This window comes from Archangium sp. Cb G35 (assembly GCF_001896145.1).
Lineage (GTDB): Bacteria > Myxococcota > Myxococcia > Myxococcales > Myxococcaceae > Archangium > Archangium violaceum.
This window is the reverse complement of sequence record NZ_MPOI01000002.1, coordinates 115,376-136,627: the sequence shown is the minus strand read 5'-3', so window position 1 is coordinate 136,627 and position 21,252 is coordinate 115,376. Positions and strand designations below refer to the sequence as shown.

General features: G+C 72.7%; 6 protein-coding genes. 3 read left to right on the top strand and 3 right to left on the bottom strand.

The features are described 5' to 3' along the window. Positions 1-27: 27 nt before the first annotated feature. The 3 genes from BO221_RS06925 to BO221_RS06915 are packed head-to-tail and all read right to left on the bottom strand — an operon-like array spanning position 28 to position 11,762. Complete coding sequence (locus BO221_RS06925; RefSeq protein ID WP_073559589.1) at positions 28-9,528, bottom strand: non-ribosomal peptide synthetase; 9,501 nt, start codon at positions 9,526-9,528, stop codon at positions 28-30. A 54-nt stretch (positions 9,529-9,582) separates the two neighbouring features. Beyond that, on the bottom strand, positions 9,583-10,680 hold the full coding sequence (locus BO221_RS06920; protein WP_073559588.1) for an amidinotransferase: 1,098 nt from the start codon (positions 10,678-10,680) through the stop codon (positions 9,583-9,585). Positions 10,681-10,718: 38 nt separating this feature from the next. Further along, entirely contained in the window at positions 10,719-11,762 is a 1,044-nt protein-coding gene (locus tag BO221_RS06915; protein ID WP_073559587.1) for a fatty acid desaturase, read from the bottom strand. Positions 11,763-11,999: 237 nt separating this feature from the next. Here BO221_RS06915 and BO221_RS06910 point away from each other — a divergent pair, with 237 nt between their 5' ends. The 3 genes from BO221_RS06910 (at position 12,000) to BO221_RS06900 (ending at position 21,250) form a co-directional block, all read left to right on the top strand. Continuing rightward, positions 12,000-12,692 carry an FkbM family methyltransferase gene (locus BO221_RS06910; protein ID WP_073559586.1) on the top strand — a complete coding sequence of 231 codons (693 nt, stop codon included), beginning with the start codon at positions 12,000-12,002 and terminating at the stop codon, positions 12,690-12,692. 4 nt (positions 12,693-12,696) lie between these two features. Next, entirely contained in the window at positions 12,697-14,046 is a 1,350-nt protein-coding gene (locus tag BO221_RS06905; protein ID WP_073559585.1) for an MFS transporter, read from the top strand. A gap of 76 nt (positions 14,047-14,122) precedes the next feature. Next, on the top strand, positions 14,123-21,250 hold the full coding sequence (locus tag BO221_RS06900) for a non-ribosomal peptide synthetase (protein WP_158079796.1): 7,128 nt from the start codon (positions 14,123-14,125) through the stop codon (positions 21,248-21,250). The last annotated feature ends 2 nt before the right edge of the window (positions 21,251-21,252 follow it).

The window sequence follows — 21,252 nt, the reverse complement described above, 5'->3', positions numbered from 1 at the left end:
CGCCCAGGCGCGGACTCCACCGACGCATCAACGTTTCACGCGCCGCGCGCCCCGGTCCACCCGGGTGATGCGCCGCGAGTCCCCAGGCGCGGCCGAACGCCCCTCGAGGGCCCGGGCCAGGTCCCCCAGCCGGGGGTGCTCGAAGAGGACGCGCAGCGGCACCTCGAGGCCCAGTTCCTCTCTCGCTCGTGCCACCACCCGCATGGCCAGCAGCGAGTGGCCGCCCAGCTCGAAGAAGTCGTCCTCCAGGCCCACCCGCGGCACGCCCAGCAGCGCCCTCCACACGGTGGCGAGCCCGAGCTCCAGCGGCGTGGAGGGCGGCGTGCGGGGTGCGTCCGCCCCGGCGTCCGGCGCGGGCAGTGCGGCCCGGTCCACCTTGCCACCCGGCGTGAGCGGCAGGTGCGGCAGCGCCACCAGGGCCGTGGGCACCATGTGCTCCGGAAGCTGGCCCCGGGCGAAGGCGCGCAGCTCCGTCACCTCCAGGGGTGCGCCTCCCGAGGGCACCACGTAGCCCACCAGCCGCTTCACCCCCGGCGCTTCCTCGCGCAGCACCACCACCGCTTCCCTCACCCCCGGGTGCCGGCCGAGCACCGCTTCAATCTCCCCCGGCTCCACCCGGAAGCCGCGGTACTTGAGCTGTTGATCCGTGCGGCCGAGGTACTCCAGCGAGCCGTCCGGCAGCATGCGCGCCAGGTCCCCCGTGCGGTAACAGCGCGCCCCCGGCTCGGGGGAGAAGGGGTCCGGCAGGAAGCGCTCCGCCGTCAGCTCCGGCCGTCCGAGGTAGCCCAGCGACACGTGGGCGCCTCCCAGGTAGAGCTCGCCGGGCACTCCCGGCGGCACGGGCCCGAGCGACTCGTCCAGCACATACGCCCTCATGCCCGGCACCGGCCGGCCGATGGGGACGAGGCCACGCCGCAGCTCCTCGTCCGCCACGGCGTCCAGCTCCGCGGCCACCGCCACCACCGTCGTCTCCGTGGGGCCGTACTCGTTGCCCAGCCGCACGCCGCCCGCCACCCTCCGCCACTGGAGCACCTGCGCGGCGGGCACCTTCTCGCCTCCCGCGGCCACCGTCCTCACGCACCCGGGCAGCCGCGCCGCGCCCGAGGCCAGCGCTCCCGTCAGCTCCACCCAGAAGGCCGTGGGCAGCCACAACAGCGTGACGCCCCACTCCTCGCACCGCGCGCACAGCTCGCGCGCGTCCAACAGGGCCTCGGTGCGCAGCACCACCGTGCCCCCGCTCAACAGCGCCGGGTAGATTTCCTCCACGCTCGCATCGAAGCTGAGGGTGGAGAACTGCAACACCCGGTCCTCGGATGTGTAGCCGTGGAGCTGGATGCACGAGCGCGCGTAGCCCTCCACGGCCCGGTGGGGCACCACCACCGCCTTGGGCCGGCCCGTGGAGCCCGACGTGTACATGAGGTAGGCCGGGGCCGAGGGAGGCACGTCCACCCGGGGTGCCTCGCGGGGCGCGGCCTCCAGCTCGGCGCGGCAGGCGTCCACGTCCAGCACCTCCAGTGCTTCAGCGCCGCGCGTGCCCACCCGCTCGAGCAGCGTGGAGCGGGTGAGCAACAGCCGGGCGCCACAGTCCTCCAGCATGGCCTCCAGGCGCTCGCGGGGGTACTCGGGGTCCAACGGCACATAGGCCGCTCCCGCCTTGAGCACCCCGAGGAATCCCACCAGCGCCTCCACCGAGCGCTCCAGCAGGATGCCCACGTGCGCCCCCAGGCCCACGCCCCGGCGCCGCAGCGCGTGGGCGAGCTGATTGGCCCGCGCGTCGAGCTCCGCGTAGGTGAGCGAGCGCGACTCGTGGCGCAGCGCCAGGGCTCCGGGCGAGCGCGCCACCTGGGCCTCGAAGGCGCCGTGCAGCGTGAGGGTGGGGCCGGGCGGGGCGGCGGTGGCGCGGTGGCGCGCCAGCAGCACCGTGTCCTCGGGTGTGAGCAGGGGCAGGTGCCGCACCGCGCGCCCGGGCTCCCGCACCACGGCGGACAGCAGTTGCTCGTAGTGCCGCGCCAGTCGGGAGACGGTGGCCTCGCGGAACAGGTCCGTCGCGTACTCCAGCGAGCAGCGCAGCCCGCCGGGTTGCTCCAGCACGCTCAGCGTCAGATCGAACTTGGCCGTGCCCGTGTCCGCCTCGTACGGCGTGAGGCGCAGGCCGCCGAGCTGGAGCGTGGCCTCGGGCGCCACGTCGTAGCTGAACATCACCTGGAAGAGCGGCGAGCGGCTCGTGTCCCGCGGCGGCTGCACGTGCTCCACCAGCTTCTCGAAGGGCAGCTCCTGATGCGCCAGTGCCTCCCGGGTGCGCTCGCGCACCTGCTCCAGCAGCTCCGTGAAGGGGCGCCCGCCGCGCACGTCCACGCGCAGGGCCAGCGTGTTGACGAAGCAGCCCACCACGCCCTCCACCTCGCGCTGGCCGCGGTTGGCCACGGGGATGCCGAGCGTCAGCGACTCCTGCCGCGTGTAGCGGTGCAGCAGCGCCTGGAAGGTGGCCAGCATCACCATGAAGGGCGTGACACCCCGGGCCCGGGCGAGCGCGCGCACGCCCTCCGACAGGGACTCGGACAGTCCCCACGCGAGCGTGGCGCCCCGGTGCGACTGGACCGGGGGCCGGGCGAAGTCCGTGGACAGGTTCAGCTCGGTGTGGCCCTCCAGGTGCTTCTTCCAGAAGGCCAGCAGCGGCGCCTGGGCCTCCTCCGTCAGGTGCTCGCGCTGCCACGCGGCCACGTCCACGTACTGCACAGGAAGCGGGGGCAGGGCGGCCTCTCCGCCTCGCGTCCGCGCCTCGTAGAGGGCGGCGAACTCCCGGCTCAGCACCGCCAGGGACCAGCCATCCGCGATGAGGTGGTGGAGCGCCAGCACGAGCAGGTGCTCTCCGGCGCCCACCTCCACCAGCACGGCCCGGAAGAGCGGCGCCCGCTCCAGCGCGAAGGGGCGCCGGGCCACCTCGGCCACCACCGCGTCCATCCGCTCGCGCGCACTGGCCCCGGTGTCCGGAAGGGCGAGCCGCTCCAGCGAGAAGGGCGGCGCGGGCTCCACCACCGCCACGGGTCCGTCCGCCCCGGACTCGAAGCGGGTGCGCAGTGCCTCGTGCCGTGCCACCAGCGCGCGCAGCGCCTCCTCGGTGGCACCCACGTCCAGCTCACCCTCCAGCCGCAGGGCTCCGGCGATGGTGTAGAGAGGGCTGCCCGGCTCCAACTGGTCCAACAGCCACAGCCGCTGCTGGGCGGAGGACAGCGGCAGCGCGCCCGTCCGGGCCACGGGTACCACGGGAGGCGGCCCGTCCGTCCGCCGCGTCAGCCCTTCCACGCCGCGAGCCAGGGCCGCCAGGTCCTCCGCCTCGAAGAGCAGCCGCAGCGGCACGTCCACGCCCAGAGCCTCGCGCAGGCGCGACACCACCTGGACGACCTGCAGCGACTGGCCTCCCAGGTCGAAGAAGTTGTCGCCCGGACGCACGCCTCGCACGCCCAGCAGCTCCCTCCAGACGGAGGCCACACGCTCCTCGGTGGGGGACAGGGGCTCGCCCGTCTCTGGCTGCGCGGCCTCGTGCTCCTCCGCCAGGGCGAGCAGCGCCTTGCGATCCACCTTGCCACTCACCGTGAGGGGCAGGCGCTCCACGGGGATGAAGGCCGAGGGCACCATGTACGCAGGCAGCCACCGCTTGAGGGCGGCGCGCAGCGGGGTCACGTCCGGCGCGGCCCCTCCCGGCCCGGGCACGAGGAAGGCCACCAGCCGGCGCGGGGCCGCGTCCGTCACCTCCACGAGGCACTCGGAGAGCTCCGTCCCCGAGTGCAGGGCCGCGCGGCGCAGGGCGGCCTCGACCTCGCCCTTCTCCACCCGGTAGCCGCGAATCTTCACCTGCTGGTCCGCCCGGCCCACGAAGTCGAGCTGTCCGTCCGGCAGCCACCGGCCCAGGTCTCCCGTGCGGTACAACCGCCCGCCGGGGTGGAACGGGTCCGGCACGAAGCGCTCCGCCGTCAGCTCGGGCCGGTTCAGGTAGCCGCGCGCCACGCCGGGGCCGCCCACGTACAGCTCGCCCACACAGCCCGGCGGCAGCTCCGCGAGCGACGCATCCAGCACATGCAGGGTGTAGTTGTCACAGGGCCGGCCGATGGGCACCCGCTCCAACCGCTCCCATTCGGACGTCATCAACGCGGTGGCGTTGAGGCACGTCTCCGTGGGCCCGTAGTAGTTGATGAGGTGGCGGATGTGGAGGCTGCGGCCCACCAGCCGCACCACGTCCGTGCTCAGCACGTCGCCGCCGAAGCACAGGTACTCCACCTCCAGCCGGCCCGCCGCCGCGTCGCGCTCCAGCAGCCCCTTGAGCAGCGCCGGCACCGAGTCCACCACGTCGATGTGGTGCGCCGCCACGTAGGCCGCGAGCGCCTCGGGCGAGAGGATGGTCTCCTGGCGCGGCAGGTAGAGCGTGTCGCCCCGCATCAGCGGCAGGAAGATTTGATGCACCGACACGTCCACCGCGGGCGAGACCAGCAGCATGTGGTGCATGCGCCTGGACGTCCCGGAGAAGAAGCGGCGCAGCCAGGCGAGCTGCGCGCACAGCTGGCGCTGCTCCAGCATCACCCCCTTGGGGGTGCCCGTCGTCCCGGAGGTATAGATGACGTAGGCGAGGTGCTCGGGCCGGGCCACCTCGGGCAGGGCACCCTCTCCGGAAGCGTAGAGCAACGGCGCATCCAGCCGCAGCACGCGCCCTTTAAATGATGCGGGGCACGGCGTGGCCCCCTGGTGGAGCAGCAGCTCCACGCCGCTGTCGCGCAGCAACAGCTCGAGCCGCTCCTCGGGGTGGGAGGGATCCAATGGCACCCAGGCGCCGCCCGCGCCGAGCACGCCGAGGATGGCCACCACCATTTCCAGCGAGGGCTCGGCGAGCAGGCCCACGCGCACCTCGGGACCCACGCCGAGCGCGCGCAGCGTCCGCGCCAGCCGGCGGGAGCGTGCCTCCAGCTCCGCGTAGGTGAGCGAGCGGCCCTCGTGCCACACCGCCACGTCCGAGGCGTGCCGTGCGGCCACCTCCGTGAACAGGCCCAGCACCGTGACGTCCGTGGCGTGGGGCTGGCGCTCGGTGTGGAAGGCGTCCAGGCGGGCCCGGTCCTCCGGGGTGAGCACGTCCACGCCCGCGAGGGGCCGCGAGGAATCCCCGGCCAGCTGCTCCAGCACGCGGCGCATGCGCCGGGCGAGCGCCGCCACCTCCCCGCCCTCCAGCACGTCCGTGCGGTACGTCCACTCCAGCGCGAGCGCCCCTCCCGTGGACGAGGGCACGGCCGTCAGCGTGAGGTCCACCTTGGCCGCGGGGATGGGGTACTCCACCCGGTGGACGCGCGGCCCGTGGGCAGACGTCCGCTCCAGGGGCCGGGGCTCGCGCACGAGCAGCAGCACGTCATACGTGGCGCCCCCGGCGTCCGCGGAGGAGCCCTCCAGGAGCATGTCCAGCGGCACGGCCTCCCGGGCGAGCGCATCGCGGGTGCGCTGAGTCACCTCGGCGAGCAGCTCCGCCACCGTCATGCCCGGCCGCGTGCGGTTGCGCAGCGGGAGCGTCTGCGTGAGCAGGCCCACCATGCGCTCCAGCTCCGGGAGGGGACGTCCCAGCACCGGGGCGCCCACCACCAGCTCCCGCATACCCGAGTGCCGCGTCAGCAGCAGCGTCAGCGCGGACAGCAGCACATTGTAGAGCGTGGTGCCGTGCGCGCGCGCCAGGGTGTGGAGACTCGCCGCCAGCTCCGCGGGGAGTTCCTCCGTGTGCGTGGCACCGGCGTTGGAGACGGTGGCGGGACGCGCCCGGCCGGTGCCGAGTTCCAGCGGTGTCGGAGGCAGGGCCAGCTCACGCCTCCACCACGCCTCGGCCTCCTGGAGCGCCGGAGCCCCAGCCAGCCGCTGCTGCCAGGCCACGTGGTCCCTCGGCTGCAGGGCGGGGACCTCGAGCGTCCGCCCTTCATAAAGAGCCCACAACTCCTCCACAAGCACCTCCACCGAGGCCGCGTCCGCCACGAGGTGGTGCAGATCCACGAGCAGCAACGCCTCGGACTCCGAGATACGCGCCAGCCCCGCGCGCATCAGCGGCGCGGTGTCGAGCCGGAAGGGCCGCACGAAGCGGGCGAGCAGGCTGGAGACGTTCTCCCCCCGCGCCTCCCAGCGCTCCAGCGGCAGCTCCACGGCACTGCCCACGCGCTGCACCGTCTCTCCCTCCACCTGGTGGAAGGAGGTGCGCAGGGCCTCGTGGCGATGCACCAGTCCGGCCAGGGCCCGCGTCAGCCGGGCCTCGTCCAGCGGACCTTCCAGCCGCAGCGCGCCCGTCATGTGGTAGCTGGTGTCCGTGCCTCCGCTGCGCTCGTGCACCAAGTACATCCGCCGCTGGGCGGCGGTGGTGGGATGGTGGGAGGCGGACTCGGTGGGGACCAGGGGAGGCAGGGCGGCCTCGGCCTCGTCGAGCAGCGCGGCCAGCCCGCGCACGGTGGGGGCCGCGAGGAAACGCGAGAGCGGCACGCGCCGGCCCAGTGTGCCGGCCACGCGGTGCAGCAACTGGATGGCGAGCAGCGACTGACCGCCTTGCTCGAAGAAGTCGTCCGTGACGCCGCCCGTCTCCCGGCCGAGCACCTCGTGCCACAGCGCGAGCAGCTCCCGCTCCCGCGCGCCCTCGGGCGGCACGGCCTCGCGGGCGCGCACGGCCAGCGGCCACCTTCCCAGCGCCTTGCGATCCGTCTTCCCGCTCGGCAGGGTGGGCATGGCCGGCAGCGGCACCAGGTACGTGGGCACCATGTAGTCCGGCAGGTGCGCGGCCAGATGGCTCCGCAGGCCCGAGTCGTCCCCGCGTGGCACATAGAAGGCCGCGAGCACCGCCTGCCCGGCGCCGTCCTCGCGCACCACCACCGCGGCGCTGGCCACCACGCCCGAGGCCATCATCCGCGACTCCACCTCGCCCAGCTCCACCCGGTGCCCGCGCACCTTCACCTGGTGGTCCGCGCGGCCCCGGTGCTCCAGGTTCCCATCCGCCCGCCACCGGCCCAGGTCTCCCGTGCGGTACAGCCGCTCCGTGTCGTAGGGCCGGCGGATGAAGCGCTCCGCGTTCAGCTCGGGCCGGTTCAGATATCCGCGCGCCACACCCTCGCCGCCGATGAGCACCTCGCCCACCACGCCCGGGGGCAGCAGCTCGCCCTGGGCGTCCGTCACGTACACCCGAGTGGCACGCACCGGGCGGCCCACGTGGACATTGCCCGGCTGGCTCAGCTCCGCGGCGGTGGACCAGACGGTCGTCTCCGTGGGGCCATACATGTTGAAGAGGCGTGCCGGGGTGAGGCTCCGCACGGTGCGCAGCAGCGCGGGGGGCAGTGGCTCTCCGCCCACCAGCAGCAGGCGCACCGAGCGCAGCGCCCGCTCCCCGAGCGGATGGCCCAGGAGGAGCTGGAGGCGGGTGGGCGTGAGCTGCACCAGCCCGCAGCCCTCGCGCAGGATGAGGGTGGCCAGCAGCTCCGGCGAGGCCTGGGCCTCCTCGTCCGCCAGCACCACCTCCAGCCCGAGCGACAGCGGCAGCAGCGTCTCCAGCACGAAGATGTCGAAGGTGGCGTTGGTGCAGCACAGCACCCGGGGGCGCTCCCCGAGCGGCAGGGCCTCGGCCATGGCGGCCAGGAAGTTGCCCACGCAGTGGTGCTCGATGAGCACGCCCTTGGGGTTGCCGGTGGAGCCGGACGTATAGAGGACGTAGGCCAGGTCCCCGGGCTCGGGGCGGGCGGGGAGGGGCGCCGAGGCCACTGGCTCGCGGGGCATGTCCACCCGCACGGCCGGCACGGGCAGGACGTCGGCGAGCGAGGCGGTGGCCGCGTCCAGCAGCACCAGCCGGGCGCCCGAGTCCTCCAGCATGAAGCGCAGGCGCTCGGGAGGATGGGACGGCTCCAGGGGCAACCAGCCCGCGCCCGCGCACAGGACGCCGAGCTGTCCCACCAGCAGTGACGCCGAGCGCGACGTGCACAGCGCCACCGTGTCGTTCCGGCCCACGCCCCGGGCGGTGAGCTCCGCGGCGAGGTGCCGGGCCCGGCCGAGCAGCTCGCCATAGGTGAGCCGCTGTCCGCCCGCGCGCAGGGCCACCGCGTCGGGCGTGCGCGCCGCCTGCTCGAGGATGGGCGTCAGCGCGTCCCCGGGAGCGGGCGTGGTGGGCGGGGGAGGATTCAGTCCGAGCAGTTCCGCGCGCGTGGCTTCGCCCACCAGTGGCAGCCGTCCCAGCGGTGTGCCGGGCTCGCGCACCACCGCCTCCAGCAACGCGCGGAAGCCCTCCGCGAGCCGTGCGGGCACCTGCTCGGGGAAGGCGCCCGTGCGCACGTCGAGGTCCACCCGCAGCTCGCCCTGGCGCGTGCGATCGCTCACCTGCACCGCGAGCGCATGGGCTTCGTGGCCGCTGAACAGCCAGTGGATCTCCACCGGGTGGCCGGCCAGGGTGCTCTCGTACTGCTGGTTCTGGTAGGAGACGACGGTGTCGAAGAGGCCCTGGCGGCGCAGCGCTGGCGCCTCGAGCCGCTCCAGCAGCGACTCATACGGGTAGCGGCCGTGCCGGAGGAAACCCCCCACGCGGGAGCCCGCGCGCGGCAACCACTCGGAGAAGGGGCTCTCGGGCTCCAGCTCCAGGCGCAGCGGCACGGTGGCCACGCACATGCCGAAGGTGAGCATCGCCGGGCGCGAGTTCCGGTTGTGCAGGTACGTCCCGAGGCACACGTCCCGCCGCCCCAGCAGTCTCCCGAGGAAGAGGCCCGTGAGGGCGCAGAAGAATCGGTTGGGCGTGCTGCCCCACTCGCGCAGCCTGTCGTGGAGGGCCCGCGTCAACCCGGGCTCCAGCACCAGCGTGTGACGCTCGGCGCGGGTGCCGGTGAGGGCCAGCCCGGACTCTCCCAGCAGGGTGGGCTCTTCCACGCCTTCCAGCGCCTCGCGCAGCGCGGCCAGGTCTCCGGCGGCGGCCTCCGAGGCCAGGTACTGGCGCTCCTCCTCGCGGAAGGCGGCATAGCGCCCCGGCGTGGGGAGCTCCGGCTCGCGCCCCGCGGCGAGCGACTCATACAACCTGCCCACGCCCCGGCCGAGCAGGGCCAGCGATGCCGCGTCCGCGAGCAGGTGATGGAATCGCGCGAAGAGCGCTGAGCCCTCGCCCCACGTGAGCACCGCCAGCTCGCGCAGGGAGCCCTTCCCGAGGCTCAGCGGCTCGCGTGCGCGCTCCCCGGCCCAGGCCAGCGCGGCGGCACGGGGCTCGGGCCCGCCCCGGAAGTCCCGCACGGGCACTTCCTCCACGGGCCCGCGGGCGGGCACCTGGAAGGGCTCTCCCTGGTGCACCACCACCTCCGCGCGCGCGTCCTCCGTCCGCTCCAGGAACAGCCGCGCCGCCCGGGCCAGCAGTCCCGCGTCCACCTCGCCCTTCACCTCCAGCAACCCGGCGAGCGTGCCCACCGCGCCGCCGGGGGCCACCTGCTCCGTCAACCAGATGCGGCGTTGGGGATGGCTGAGGGGCTCGGCTTCCTCGGGAATGGCGGACGGAGAGGGGCTCATGTGTCGGGCGGGCGGGAGAGGGGAGAGCGTTCGGCTTCGGTGCTTCTCAGCGCTTCAGAGGTAGGACACGGCATCGCCGCGGCGGCGCACGTCCACCGTGGCGCAGTGGAACGAGCCGCCGAAGGTGTTGAAGTTGCGGAAGTTGCAGGGAATGGGCGTGAAGCCCCACCGCCGCAGTGCGGAGATCATCGGCTCGTCGCTGCGCTCCACGACGACCCGCTTCTCGTCCAGGCTGAGCAGGTTCATGTTGATCCACTTGCTCGTCATGTAGAGCGGGTGGCCGTCGGGGATGCTGGGCGTGGGCGCCTCGAGGATGTCCCAGCCGCGGAAGAGGGAGGGCACCTTGGGGAAGCGGTGCGGGTTGACCAGCAGCTTGCCCGGCGCCAGCGGCATGATGGTGGCGTCGATGTGCATGGGGTGGGTGTCGCGCGGCTCCACCACGTGCACCCGGAAGCGGCCCTCCAGGTGGCGCTGCAGCCACCGGATGCCGAACTCGTTGGTGACGTTGCTCTTCTGGACGACGAGATCCTTCCCGAACTTGATGAAGTCCGCGGCGTCGAAGGTGGGCTCGGTGTCGGTGATGACGTAGCGGGGCGGCTCGTCCTCGGTGGGGTCCACGAAGTCGTGCACGTACAGCTCGTCCTTGAGCTCCGGCTTGGGCGCGGCCGTCCAGCGCGCGCCCGCGCGGAAGTACTCCTTGATGAGCGCGCGGTAGGCCAGGGGCTCGAAGTAGCGCGAGCGCCACGCCATGGGCGACTCGATGACCTCATCCCCCACCACGAGCAGCACGTCGCGGGGCATGGCCGCGTACAGCCCGCCCGAGCTGGCGAAGTGGGGCGTGACGATGGGCCGGCGGAAGTCCAGCGCCTCCGGCCTCCGCACGGTGACGCCCTCGGCCTCCAGGATGTGGACCAGCTCCTCCAGATCCTTCTTCGCCGCGGCGATGCGCTCGGGCGGAAAGGGGCGGCCCGCGTTGCGCTGGAAGAGATCCCACATGTTGTCCGGCACGGTGGCCTTCAGTGAGATGTGCCACTCGGGGAAGGTGGCGTTGTCCACCACGCCGACAATCACCTCCTCCAGGAGATCCCACTCGGTGAAGGCGTTGACGACGGGCAGCGACCTGGACGGTTGGAGTTGGGCTGGGGCGATCATTCGGGTGTCTCGCGAGGAGGGGGGTGGAACGGAGGGCGTCAGGCCACGCGCTCTGGCGGGACCTGAGCGTTGGCATCGGGAGGCCGGGCGGCGTTGAACGCCGGAGTGGTCCAGCTCTTCACCACCGCGGTGGGACCCAGGAAGTAGCCGTGGCAGTGATTGGCCGCGGAGTACTCGGGGAGCGGTTCCAGCATCCGGTGGATGTGGGCCAGGTTGGCCAGGGGGATGCGAGGGAAGATGTGGTGCGTGAGGTGGTAGTTGTCGTGGTGCGGGTGCAGGAAGAACGCCAGCCCGTTGGACGGCAGGTTGCGCGTGTAGCCGACGATGCCTCCCGGCTCGAGCCCGACATGGTCGGAGATCTCCGCGAACACCTTGATGGCGTGATAGACGGTGGCGCGCGCCAGCATCCACACGGCCGCGAATGACAGCGCGGCGCGGGCGCCTCCGAGGACGCCGAGCACGGTGAGCAGGACGGCCCACCAGAGGACCACCCGCAGACGCTCGGCTCCGCTCATGCGCGGCAGCTCTCCCAGCAAGGACTTGCGCCACAGCGCGCCGTTGAACAGGAAGTGCCGGTAGAAGCGCCACGGCGAGCGCACCACGTGGGTGTCCGCGTCACGGGGCGGCGGGAGGAAGTCCGGGTCCCCCTCCGGGTCTCCGAGGTAGGCGTGGTGCCGCAGGTGCGAGAGCCGGTACGCCTCGAAGTCCTCGAAGATGCAGGGGCCGAAGAGGAGCGTGGCCACCCCGCGGTTCGTCTTGCGCCCGGTGAACATGTTGCCGTGGGCCGCGTCGTGCAGCGTGTTGCCGAGCGCGCGCTGCCGCGAGCCCACCAGCACGAGCGCCAGGGGGAGCCACAGCGGGGACACGTACACCACCGCCGCCCACCCGGCGAAGACGAGCGCCCACGACTGCACCACCTGCCAGAGCGCCACCAGGGGCCTCGGCTCGTGGTAGCGCCGGAAGAGCTCCGCGCGCTCGCCCTCGGACAGATAGGTCCGGAAGCGGCGCAGCTCATCCACCTTCAGTCTGGGTGACGCCGCCGTCTCCCGGACGGTGGAGAGTGGGGGGGCCGTGTCCTCCATGATGATGTCAGTGCTCCATGTGTCGGGTTCGCCCGTCACCGGGGTCGTGTCTGGCTTTGTGAGATGAACCCGATGCCAGGGATGGAGGAACCGGGCCGCTCGAAGCTTTCACGGGGACGATAGCGGCGCGTCTGACATGCCCCGCCGCCGCGGGAGGGGACACGGGCGTTGGGCGGGCATGACAGACCTATGTCCTATACAGCGCCATCACCTGACACGTTCCCGGGAATCAGAGACATGTACACGCTGCGTACTTTATTCCAGACACATCTCGTGAAACCCCAGGGCATCATCTACGCGGGGGCCCACGTGGGTGAGAATGTCGGGGCCTTTCTCGACGCGGGCTTCGAGTCGGTGTTGTGCATCGAGCCCAACCCCGAGGACTTCTCCCAGCTCGAGCGCCATGCCTCGGCGCGCGTGCGCTGTGTGCACGCGGCGGTGTCGGACCGGGAAGGAATGTCCGCGTATTACATGGTGCCGGGAGTGCCCACCCTCAACTCCCTCCTGAAGCCGGACGATGAGTACTGGGTGAAGCTGGTGGGGAAGGAGATGGCGGACGCACACGCGCCGGCCCGCGTGGAGGTGCGCACGCTCCGGCTGGACACGGCCGTGGAGCGACATGGGGGCGGGGTTCCCTACAACGCGCTCTACCTCAACATCCAGGGCGGCGAGCTGCTCGCGCTGAAGGGAGCGCCGCGCACCCTGGAAGGGCTGGACACCGTCTTCACCGAGGTGAACTTCGATCGGCGCTACGAGGGCTGCGCGCTCTTCGAGGAGGTGGACGCGTTCCTGCGCGATCAGGGCTTCCGCCTCATGTACCTGGAGAAGTTCCCGCACTCGGGGGGCCAGCACGGCGAGGCGCTCTACCGGCGCGTTTCCGATCTGCCCACGCCGGGGCTCGTGCCGCTGTCCGAGCTGGAGAACCGGTAGCCCCGTGAGCATCCGCGAGGCACACAGCGGCCAGGAGGGGCCGGACTTCAGGACCTTCATCGCCATCTGGCTGGGGCAGGCGGTGTCGATGGTGGGCTCGCGCGTGTCGCGGCTCGCCCTGGGCATCTGGCTCTTCCAGCGCACGGGGGCGGTGACGGACTTCGCCCTGGTGGCGCTGTGCGATGCACTGCCAGTGTTGCTGTTGCTGCCCTTCACGGGGGTGGTGGCGGACCGGTACGACCGGCGCCGGGTGATGCTGTGGGCGGACTCGGCCGCGGCGCTGTGCACGCTGGGGATGGCCGGGCTCCTGCTGTCTGGTCACTTCGAGCCCTGGCACCTGTACCTGACGGTGGTGGCGGGTGCGAGCGCGAGCGCCCTGCAGTCACCCGCCTGGTCCGCCGCCATCTCGCAGTTGGTGCCTCCCGAGCGGCTCTCCCGGGCGGTGGGGCTGGTGCAGGTGTCGGAGGGAATGACGGACATCCTCGCGCCCACGCTGGCGGGAGGACTGCTGGCGGTGGGCGGGATGATGGCCGCGCTGGTGTTCGACTTCACCACCTTCCTCATCGGCATGGGGCTGCTGCTCCTGCTGCGCTTCCCGGCGGTGCCGCGAGCGCAGGAGACGGAAGAGCGGCCGGGCCCGGTCTGGCGCGAGGCGATGCGGGGCTGGGAGTACGTGGCCGCGCGGCGGGGGCTGGTGGGGCTGCTGGCGCTGGCCTCGCTGGTGACGATGATCCTCTGCGCCATGGAGGTGCTGGTGCCTCCGATGCTGCTGGCCCATGCGTCGCCGACGGTGATGGGCATGGTGATGTCGGTGGCGGGCGTGGGCGCGCTGTGCGGCAGCGTGGTCATGAGCACCTGGGGTGGGCCGCGCCGGAAGATGGACGGGGTGCTCGGCGCGGGCGCGCTGATGGGGCTGGCGCTGATGGGCGCGGGCCTCGGGGGCTCGGTGGTGGTCATGGCCGTGGCGGGGTGGGTGGCCATGTTCTGCATGCCCGTGGTGTGGAGCTGTTCCCACGCCGTGTGGCAGCTCCAGATTCCCGCGGAGCTCCAGGGCCGTGCGTTCGGTCTGCGGCGCATGGTGGGCGAGGCCACGGCGGTCGCCGTGTTCTTCGGCGCGGGGCCGCTCGTGGACCAGGTGCTCGAGCCCCTGCTCGCTCCGGGTGGGGCGCTCGCGGGCAGCGCGGGCGGAGTCTTCGGCGTGACGCGGAGCCAGGGCGTGGGCCTGCTGCTCTTCCTGCTGGGGCTGTTGTTGTTGACGGTGATGGTCGTGGTGCGGGCCCGGCCGGGCCTGTACCGCATCGAGGATGAGGTTCTCCGAGACAACCCGACACACGCCACCGGAGTGGGTGGCTGAGGGAGTGTGGGAGGGGGGTTGCATACTGGAATCCCTCCCACCCAACGAGCGCATGCGAGAGATGTCCGCCCAGGTCATGAGCGAGCCGAACGAGGTCCTCCACGCGGGAGAGGTGTATGTGTTTCCTGCCTCGTACGCGCAGAAGCGGATGTGGTTCCTGGAGAGGTTGGAGCCGGGGAGCGCCGCCTATCACATGCCCTTCGCCCTGCGGCTGTCGGGGCCGTTGGATGTGAAGGCCTTGAGGCAGGGCCTCGACGCGGTGTTCCACCGCCACGAGGCGTTGCGCACGCGCTTCGAGGAGGCGGCGGATGGTGAGGTGAACCAGGTCATCCATCCGCCCGAGCCGCTCGGCCTGGGGCTGGCGGAGCTGGAGGCGGTGGAGCCGGAGGCGCGCACGGCGCGCGTGCTGGACTGGTGCGCCCGCGAGGCGGCGCGGCCGTTCGATCTGGAGCGGGACGTGCTGCTGCGTGCCTCGCTGCTGCGGCTCGGGGACGAGGAGCACGTGTTGCTGCTGGTGCTGCACCACATCATCTCGGACGGGTGGTCCATGGCCATCTTCGCCCGGGAGATGCTGGAGGTGTACGCCGCGGCCCGGGAAGGGCGGGGCTCGCCGCTGCCGGAGCCCGAGCTGCAGTACGTGGACCACAGCGAGTGGCAGCGCGCGTGGATGGAGGAGGGCGGCGAGTCCCGGAGCCAGGTGGAGTATTGGAAGCGGAAGCTGGCCGGTCCGCTGCCGGTGCTGGAGCTACCGGTGGATCGCCCCCGCCCGCCCGTGCAGACGCTGAAGGGCGCGACGCTGGACTTCTCCCTGCCGCGTGAGGTGCTGGCGCCGCTGCGGGAGTTGGGGCAGCGCGAGGGAGCCACGCTCTTCATGACGCTGCTGGCGGGCTTCTCCGCGCTGCTGCACCGGTATTCCGGGGCGCAGGAGGTCGTCATCGGCACGCCGGTGGCCAACCGCCGCCGCGCCGAGCAGGAGGGGTTGATCGGCCTCTTCGTGAACACGCTGGCGCTGCGCGTGTCCACGGCGGGCAACCCGGGCCTGCGCGAGCTGGTGCGCCGGGCGCGCACGGAGACGCTCGAGGCCTACGTCCACCAGGACATCCCCTTCGAGAAGGTGGTGGAGGAGCTGCGGCTGCCGAGGAGCCTGGGCGTTCCCCCCGTCTTCCAGGTGATGCTGGTGCTGGAGAACCAGCCGGCGGTGCCGCTCGCGCTCGCGGGCCTGCGCGTCACGCCGCTGGCCATTCCCACGCGCACGGCGCGGTTCGATCTCATGCTGTCGCTGGAGGAGACGGCCGAGGGGCTGCGCGGCCACGTGGAGTACAGCACGGACCTCTTCGACGAGGCGACGGTGCGCCGGATGCTCGCGCACTACGAGCGGGTGCTGCGGGGCGCGGCGACGCCGGAGGTGGGCATCGCGGACCTGCCGCTGCTGGACGCGGAGGAGCGCGCGCGGGTGCTCGGCGAGTGGAGCCGGGGAGCCGAGCCCGGCCAGGAGGAGACGACGTTGCCCGCGCTCGTGGAGGCGCAGGCGCGGCGCACGCCGGACGCGGTGGCCGTCAGCGCGGGCGACGCGAGCCTCACCTACCGGGAGCTGGACGTGCGCGCCAATCAGCTCGCGCACCACCTGCGCCGGCTGGGCGTGGGGCCCGAGGTGGTGGTGGGAGTGTGCGCCGAGCGCTCGCTGGAGCTGGCGGTGGGGATGCTCGGCATCTCCAAGGCGGGAGGGGCGTACCTGCCACTCGATCCCGACTATCCCGAGGATCGGCTCGCCTTCATGCTGAAGGACAGCCGCGTGTCCGTGCTGGTGGCGCAGGAGCGCGTGGCCGGGCGCATTCCCTCGATGGGGGAGCGGCGGGTGCTGCTGGACGCACACGCGGAGGCCCTCGCGAGGGAGCCCGGCGAGGCGCCCGGGAGCGAGCTGGCGCCGGACAACCTCGTCTACGTCATCTACACCTCCGGCTCCACCGGTAGGCCCAAGGGCGTGGGAGTGACACACCGGGGGCTCGCGCGGCTGGTGACGGGCTCGACGTACGCGCGGCTGGGGGCGGGAGAGCGCGTGCTCCAGTTCGTCTCCATCTCGTTCGACGTCTCCGCCTACGAGCTGTGGGGACCGCTGTGCAACGGCGGCCAGGTGGTGATGGCTCCGCCGGGCGCGTTGTCCCTGGAGGAACTGGGGACGCTGTTCCAGGAGCGGAAGGTGAGCACGCTGTGGCTCACGGCGGGCCTGTTCCATCAGATGGTGGAGGGCAACCTGGAGGGGCTCGCGGGAGTGCGGCAGTTGCTGGCGGGCGGGGATGCCGTGTCCGCGCACCACATGCGGCGCGTGCGCGAGCGCTTCCCGGAATGTGCCCTCATCAATGGCTACGGGCCCACGGAAGTCACCGTGTTCGCGTGCACCCACGTGGTCGAGCCGGGTGCGCCCGTGGATGGCTTTCCCATCGGCCGGCCCATTCCGGGGACGGAGGCCCATATCGTCGACGCGCGGCTGCGGCCCGTGCCGGTGGGCGTCCCGGGGGAACTGCTCCTGGGAGGGCCGGGAGTGGCCCGGGGCTACCTCGGCCGGCCGGAGCTGACCGCCGAGCGGTTCATCCCCCATCCCTTCAGCGACAGGCCCGGCGCGCGGCTGTACCGCACGGGAGACCTCGCGCGTTTCCGCGCGGACGGCCGCATCGAGTACCTCGGGCGGTTGGACCGGCAGGTGAAGGTGCGCGGCTACCGCATCGAGCTGGGAGAGGTGGAGGAGGTGCTGCGCGCCCGGCCCGAGGTGGGGGACGCCGTGGTGCTGGCACTGCCGGACCCCTCGGGAGACAAGCGGCTGTCCGCGTTCGTCGTGCCGCGGAACGAGGCCGAGCCCCCCTCGCCCTCCGCGCTGCGGGTGGCCCTGCGCCAGCGGTTGCCGGAGCACATGGTGCCCACCTCGTGGACGGTGGTGGACGCCCTGCCGCTCGGGCCCAACGGCAAGGTGGACCGGCAGCGGCTCGTCGAGGCCGAGGCCCCGCGCTCCCCGGGCGTGCCCTCGCGCTTCGTTCCCGCCACCGAGGAGGAGCGCCTGCTCGCGGCGCTGTGGACCCAGGTATTGGAGGTGGAGGTTCCGGGCTCGGACGCGGACTTCTTCGCGCTGGGCGGGCACTCGCTGCTCGCCACGAAGCTGGTTTCCCGTCTGCGTGAGACCTTCCGGTTGCAGGTGCCGCTGAAGACCGTGTTCGAGCATCCGCGGTTGGAGCAGCTCGCGGCCTGGTTGCGCGCGCGCGCCGGGGAGGCTCCCGCGCGGCTGCCTCCGCCGCTGCGCCGGGTGGAGCGGAGCACCCCGCCGCCGATGTCCTTCGCCCAGCAGCGGCTGTGGTTCCTCGACCAGTTGGAGACGGGCAGCGCCTTCTACAACATGGCCTTCGCGCTCCGGCTGGAGGGGAGGCTGGATGCGCCGGCGCTCGCCGCCGCGCTGCGCGGGTTGGTGGAGCGGCACGAGGTGCTGCGCACCCGGCTCGTGGAGGTGGAGGGAGAGCCGCGCCAGCTCATCGACTCCGAGGCCGGGGTGACGCTGGAGCAGGTGTCCCTCGCGGAGGTGCCGGAGGCGGAGCGGGAGGCACGGGCGCTCGCGCTGGCCCGGGCGTGGCTGGAGCGCCCGTTCGACCTGGCGCGTGGTCCGCTGCTGCGGGCCCACATGTGCGCGCTCGGGGCCGGGAAGTACGTGCTCGTGCTCGCCATGCACCATGCCGTCTCCGATGGCTGGTCGCTGCGCGTGCTCGTGCGCGAGCTGGGGGAATTGTACGCGGCGCACCTCGAGGGCCGTCCGTCCGCCCTGGCGCCGCTGCCCGTGCAATACGCCGACTTCGCCGCGTGGCAGCGCGGGTGGGTGGAGTCCGGCGCGCTCTCGGGCCAGCTCGACTACTGGCGCAAGCAGCTCGGTGGCGAGCTGCCGGTGCTGGAGCTGCCGAGGGACAGGCCCCGGCCCCAGCGCCAGCGCTACCGGGGCCGCACGCTCGGACGGCACGCCTCCGGAGCGCTGCGCGAGGCGTTGCTCGCCGCGAGCCAGGGGCAGGGCGTCACCCCCTTCATGTGCTCCCTCGCGGCCTTCCAGGTGCTGCTGCACCGCCTCACGGGACAGGAGGAGCTGCTCGTGGGCACGCCCATCTCCGGACGCACGCACGCGGACGTGGAGGGGCTGCTCGGCTGTTTCGTGAACACGCTGGTGTTGCGCTCGGCCGTGTCCGGGGCGCTGCCCTTCCGCGAGCTGCTCGCCCGGGCGAAGCAGGTGTGCCTGGAGGCCTATGCGCACCAGGACATCCCCTTCGAGCACGTGGTGGAGGCGGTGCAGCCGGTGCGCTCCACCCAGCACACTCCGCTGTTCCAGACGATGTTCATCTACAACGAGCGGGGGGGCTCGCCGGAGCGGTTCTCCTCGCTGAGGGTGGAGCCGCTGAAGGTGGAGACGGGCACGTCCACGTTCGACCTCACGCTCGCGGTGACGGACACCGGCCACGGCCTGGAGCTGGAAGCCGAGTACGACACGGAGCTCTTCAACGAGGAGATCGTCGCGCACTGGCTGTCCGTCTACGAGACGCTCCTGGAGGCGGCGGTGCGTGCTCCGGAGCTGCGCGTGCGCGAGCTGCCGGTGCTGGACGCCGAGGCCCGCCAGCGCATCTGCGTGGAGTGGAACCACACGCCGGACGTGTTCCCCACGCACACGAATCTCGCCGCGCTGCTCGCGGCCCAGGCGGCCCGCTCGCCCGAGGCCCCGGCGGTGTCCTTCGGCACGTCGCTCCTCACCTACCGGGAGCTGGAGGCCCGGGTCCGGAGCGTGGCCCGCTCGCTGAGGGCTCGCGGCGTGGGTCCGGAGGTGCGCGTGGGCGTGTGCGCCGAGCGCTCGTTGGAAATGGTCATCGCCGTGCTGGGCGTCATCCACGCGGGCGGCGCCTACGTGCCGCTGGACGCCACCCACCCCGCCGAGCGGCTCCAGTACATGCTGGAGGACGCGGGCGCGCGGGTGCTGCTCGCCCAGAGGAAGCTGGAGGAGCGCCTGCCCGTCATGGCGCTCGAGCGCCTGTGGCTCGAGGACGTAGCGGGGGTGGAGGACCTGAGGCCACTCGCGCTCCCGGCGCTCCAGCCGGAGCACCTGGCGTACGTCATCTATACGTCGGGCTCCACGGGGCGGCCCAAGGGCGTGATGCTCGCGCACCGCGAGGTGTGTCAGCGGCTCGCGTTCGGGCAGGCCGCCTATCCGCTCGGCGAGGGCAGCCGGGTGTTGCAGGTGGCTTCGCTGGGGTTCGACCCGTCCGTGCTGGAGATCTTCCACGCGCTCTCCACGGGCGCGCAGCTCGTGCTGCTGCCGCCGGGAGGCAACAGGGACCCCTCGGTCATTGCCCGGCACGTGGACGAGCACCGCGTCACCAGCATGGAGCTCGTCCCGTCCATGCTGGAGTTGATGTTGGACCAGCCGCTCTTCATGCGCAGTGCGTCCCTGCGGCGCGTCTTCGTGGGCGGCGAGGCCATTCCGCTCGTGTTGCAGGAGCGCTTCCTGGCCACCCTGACCGTCGAGCTCGTCAACACCTATGGGCCCACGGAGGCCACGGTGGACGTGGTGCACTGGCCCTGCCGCATGGTGCCGGGGATGCAGAGCGTGCCCATCGGCCGGCCCATCTCGCGCTCGAGCATGTACATCGTCGACGCGCACCTGCGGCCGGTGCCGGTGGGGGTGCCGGGCGAGCTGCTCATCGGCGGCCACTACCTGGCGCGGGGCTACCAGGGGCGGCCGGAGGTGACGGCGGAGAAGTTCGTGCCGGACCCCTTCAGCGGCGAGCCCGGCGCGAGGCTCTACCGGACGGGGGACCTGGTGCGCTACCTGCCCAACGGGGACATCGAGTTCCTCGGCCGCACGGACCACCAGGTGAAGCTGCGCGGGGTGCGCATCGAGCTGGGGGAAGTGGAGTCCTGCCTGCGCGCCCACCCGAGCATCCGCGACTGCGTGGTGATGACGCACACCTTCGGGCCGGGGGACGTGCGGCTGGTGGCGTACTGCGCCGTGCGCGACGCGCTGGAGGGGCCCGCCCAGGCGGAGTGGTCCGGCTCCCTGCGCACCCACCTGGCGGCCTCGCTGCCGGCCGTCATGGTGCCGGCGGCGCTCGTGCCCATGTCCGCGCTGCCCCTCAACGCCAGTGGCAAGGTGGACCGCAAGCAACTGCGTCCCCCCGAGGCCTCTCACCTGGGGCCGCGCACGGCGGCGGTGGCGCCGCGAGGCCCGGTGGAGGAGGCGCTCGCGTCTCTGTGGAAGCAGCTCCTCTCCGTGGAGCAGGTGGGGGTGACGGACGACTTCTTCGCGCTCGGCGGCCACTCGCTGCTAGCGCTGCGGATGATGACGCGGGTGCAGCAGGAGCTGGGGGTGAAGCTGCCGCTGGACACCCTGTTCGAGACGCCCACCATCGCCGGGCTCGCCCGCCGCATCGAGGCGGGGAGGAGCGCCGCGGAGCACTCGCCGCTGGTGCTGCTGCGCGAGGGCGGTGAGCGGCCTCCGCTCTTCTGGGTGCACCCGGTGGGCGGCGGGGTGCTGTGCTACGAGCCGCTGGTGCGGCGCCTGGGACGCGAGCGGGCCCACTATGGCCTGCGCTCGGTGGGGCTGCTGGGCGTGGAGCGTCCCGAGGAGCTGGCCGAGCTGGCGCGCGAGTACGTCCGGTGCGTGTGCGAGGTGCGCCCCGAGGGGCCCGTGCTGCTGGCGGGCTGGTCCCTGGGTGGCGTGCTGGCCTTCGAGATGGCGCGTCAGCTCGAGGCGCGCGGGCGCGAGGTGGCGCTGTTGCTGGCGCTCGACGCGGTGCCCGACTCCGTCAGCGAGGTGTCCGAGGAGTGGGCGGCGGCGGAGCTGGCCGGGCTGGTGTCCGCCGAGCTGGGCGTGTCCGAGGACGAGGCCCGGGCGCTGCTCGCCGGGAAGGGCGGGGCCGAGGAGCCGCTCCAGCACGTGCTGGAGGAGCTGCGGCGCAACCTGGGCGCGCTGCGGCGCTACCGTCCCGGGCCGTACCTGGGCCGCATGCTGCTGCTCGAGGCCACCGAGCGTGAGGCTCCGTTGGAGCCCGCCCTGCCCGACACCTGGAAGGCCGTCGTCCTGGGAGGCGTGGAGCACCACCAGGTGGCGGGAGACCACTACCAACTCGTGCGCGAGCCGCACGTCGACGCCGTCGCGGAGCACTTCCGGCGAGCGTTGGAGGAAGCACCATGAGA

What these genes read in the sequence shown, in the direction of transcription:
- BO221_RS06925 (WP_073559589.1), bottom strand. Translation starts at nt 9,528, where the DNA reads ATGAGCCCCTCTCCGTCCGCCATTCCCGAGGAAGCCGAGCCCCTCAGC.
- BO221_RS06920 (WP_073559588.1), bottom strand. Translation starts at nt 10,680, where the DNA reads ATGATCGCCCCAGCCCAACTCCAACCGTCCAGGTCGCTGCCCGTCGTC.
- BO221_RS06915 (WP_073559587.1), bottom strand. Translation starts at nt 11,762, where the DNA reads ATGGAGGACACGGCCCCCCCACTCTCCACCGTCCGGGAGACGGCGGCG.
- BO221_RS06910 (WP_073559586.1), top strand. Translation starts at nt 12,000, where the DNA reads ATGTACACGCTGCGTACTTTATTCCAGACACATCTCGTGAAACCCCAG.
- BO221_RS06900 (WP_158079796.1), top strand. Translation starts at nt 14,123, where the DNA reads ATGAGCGAGCCGAACGAGGTCCTCCACGCGGGAGAGGTGTATGTGTTT.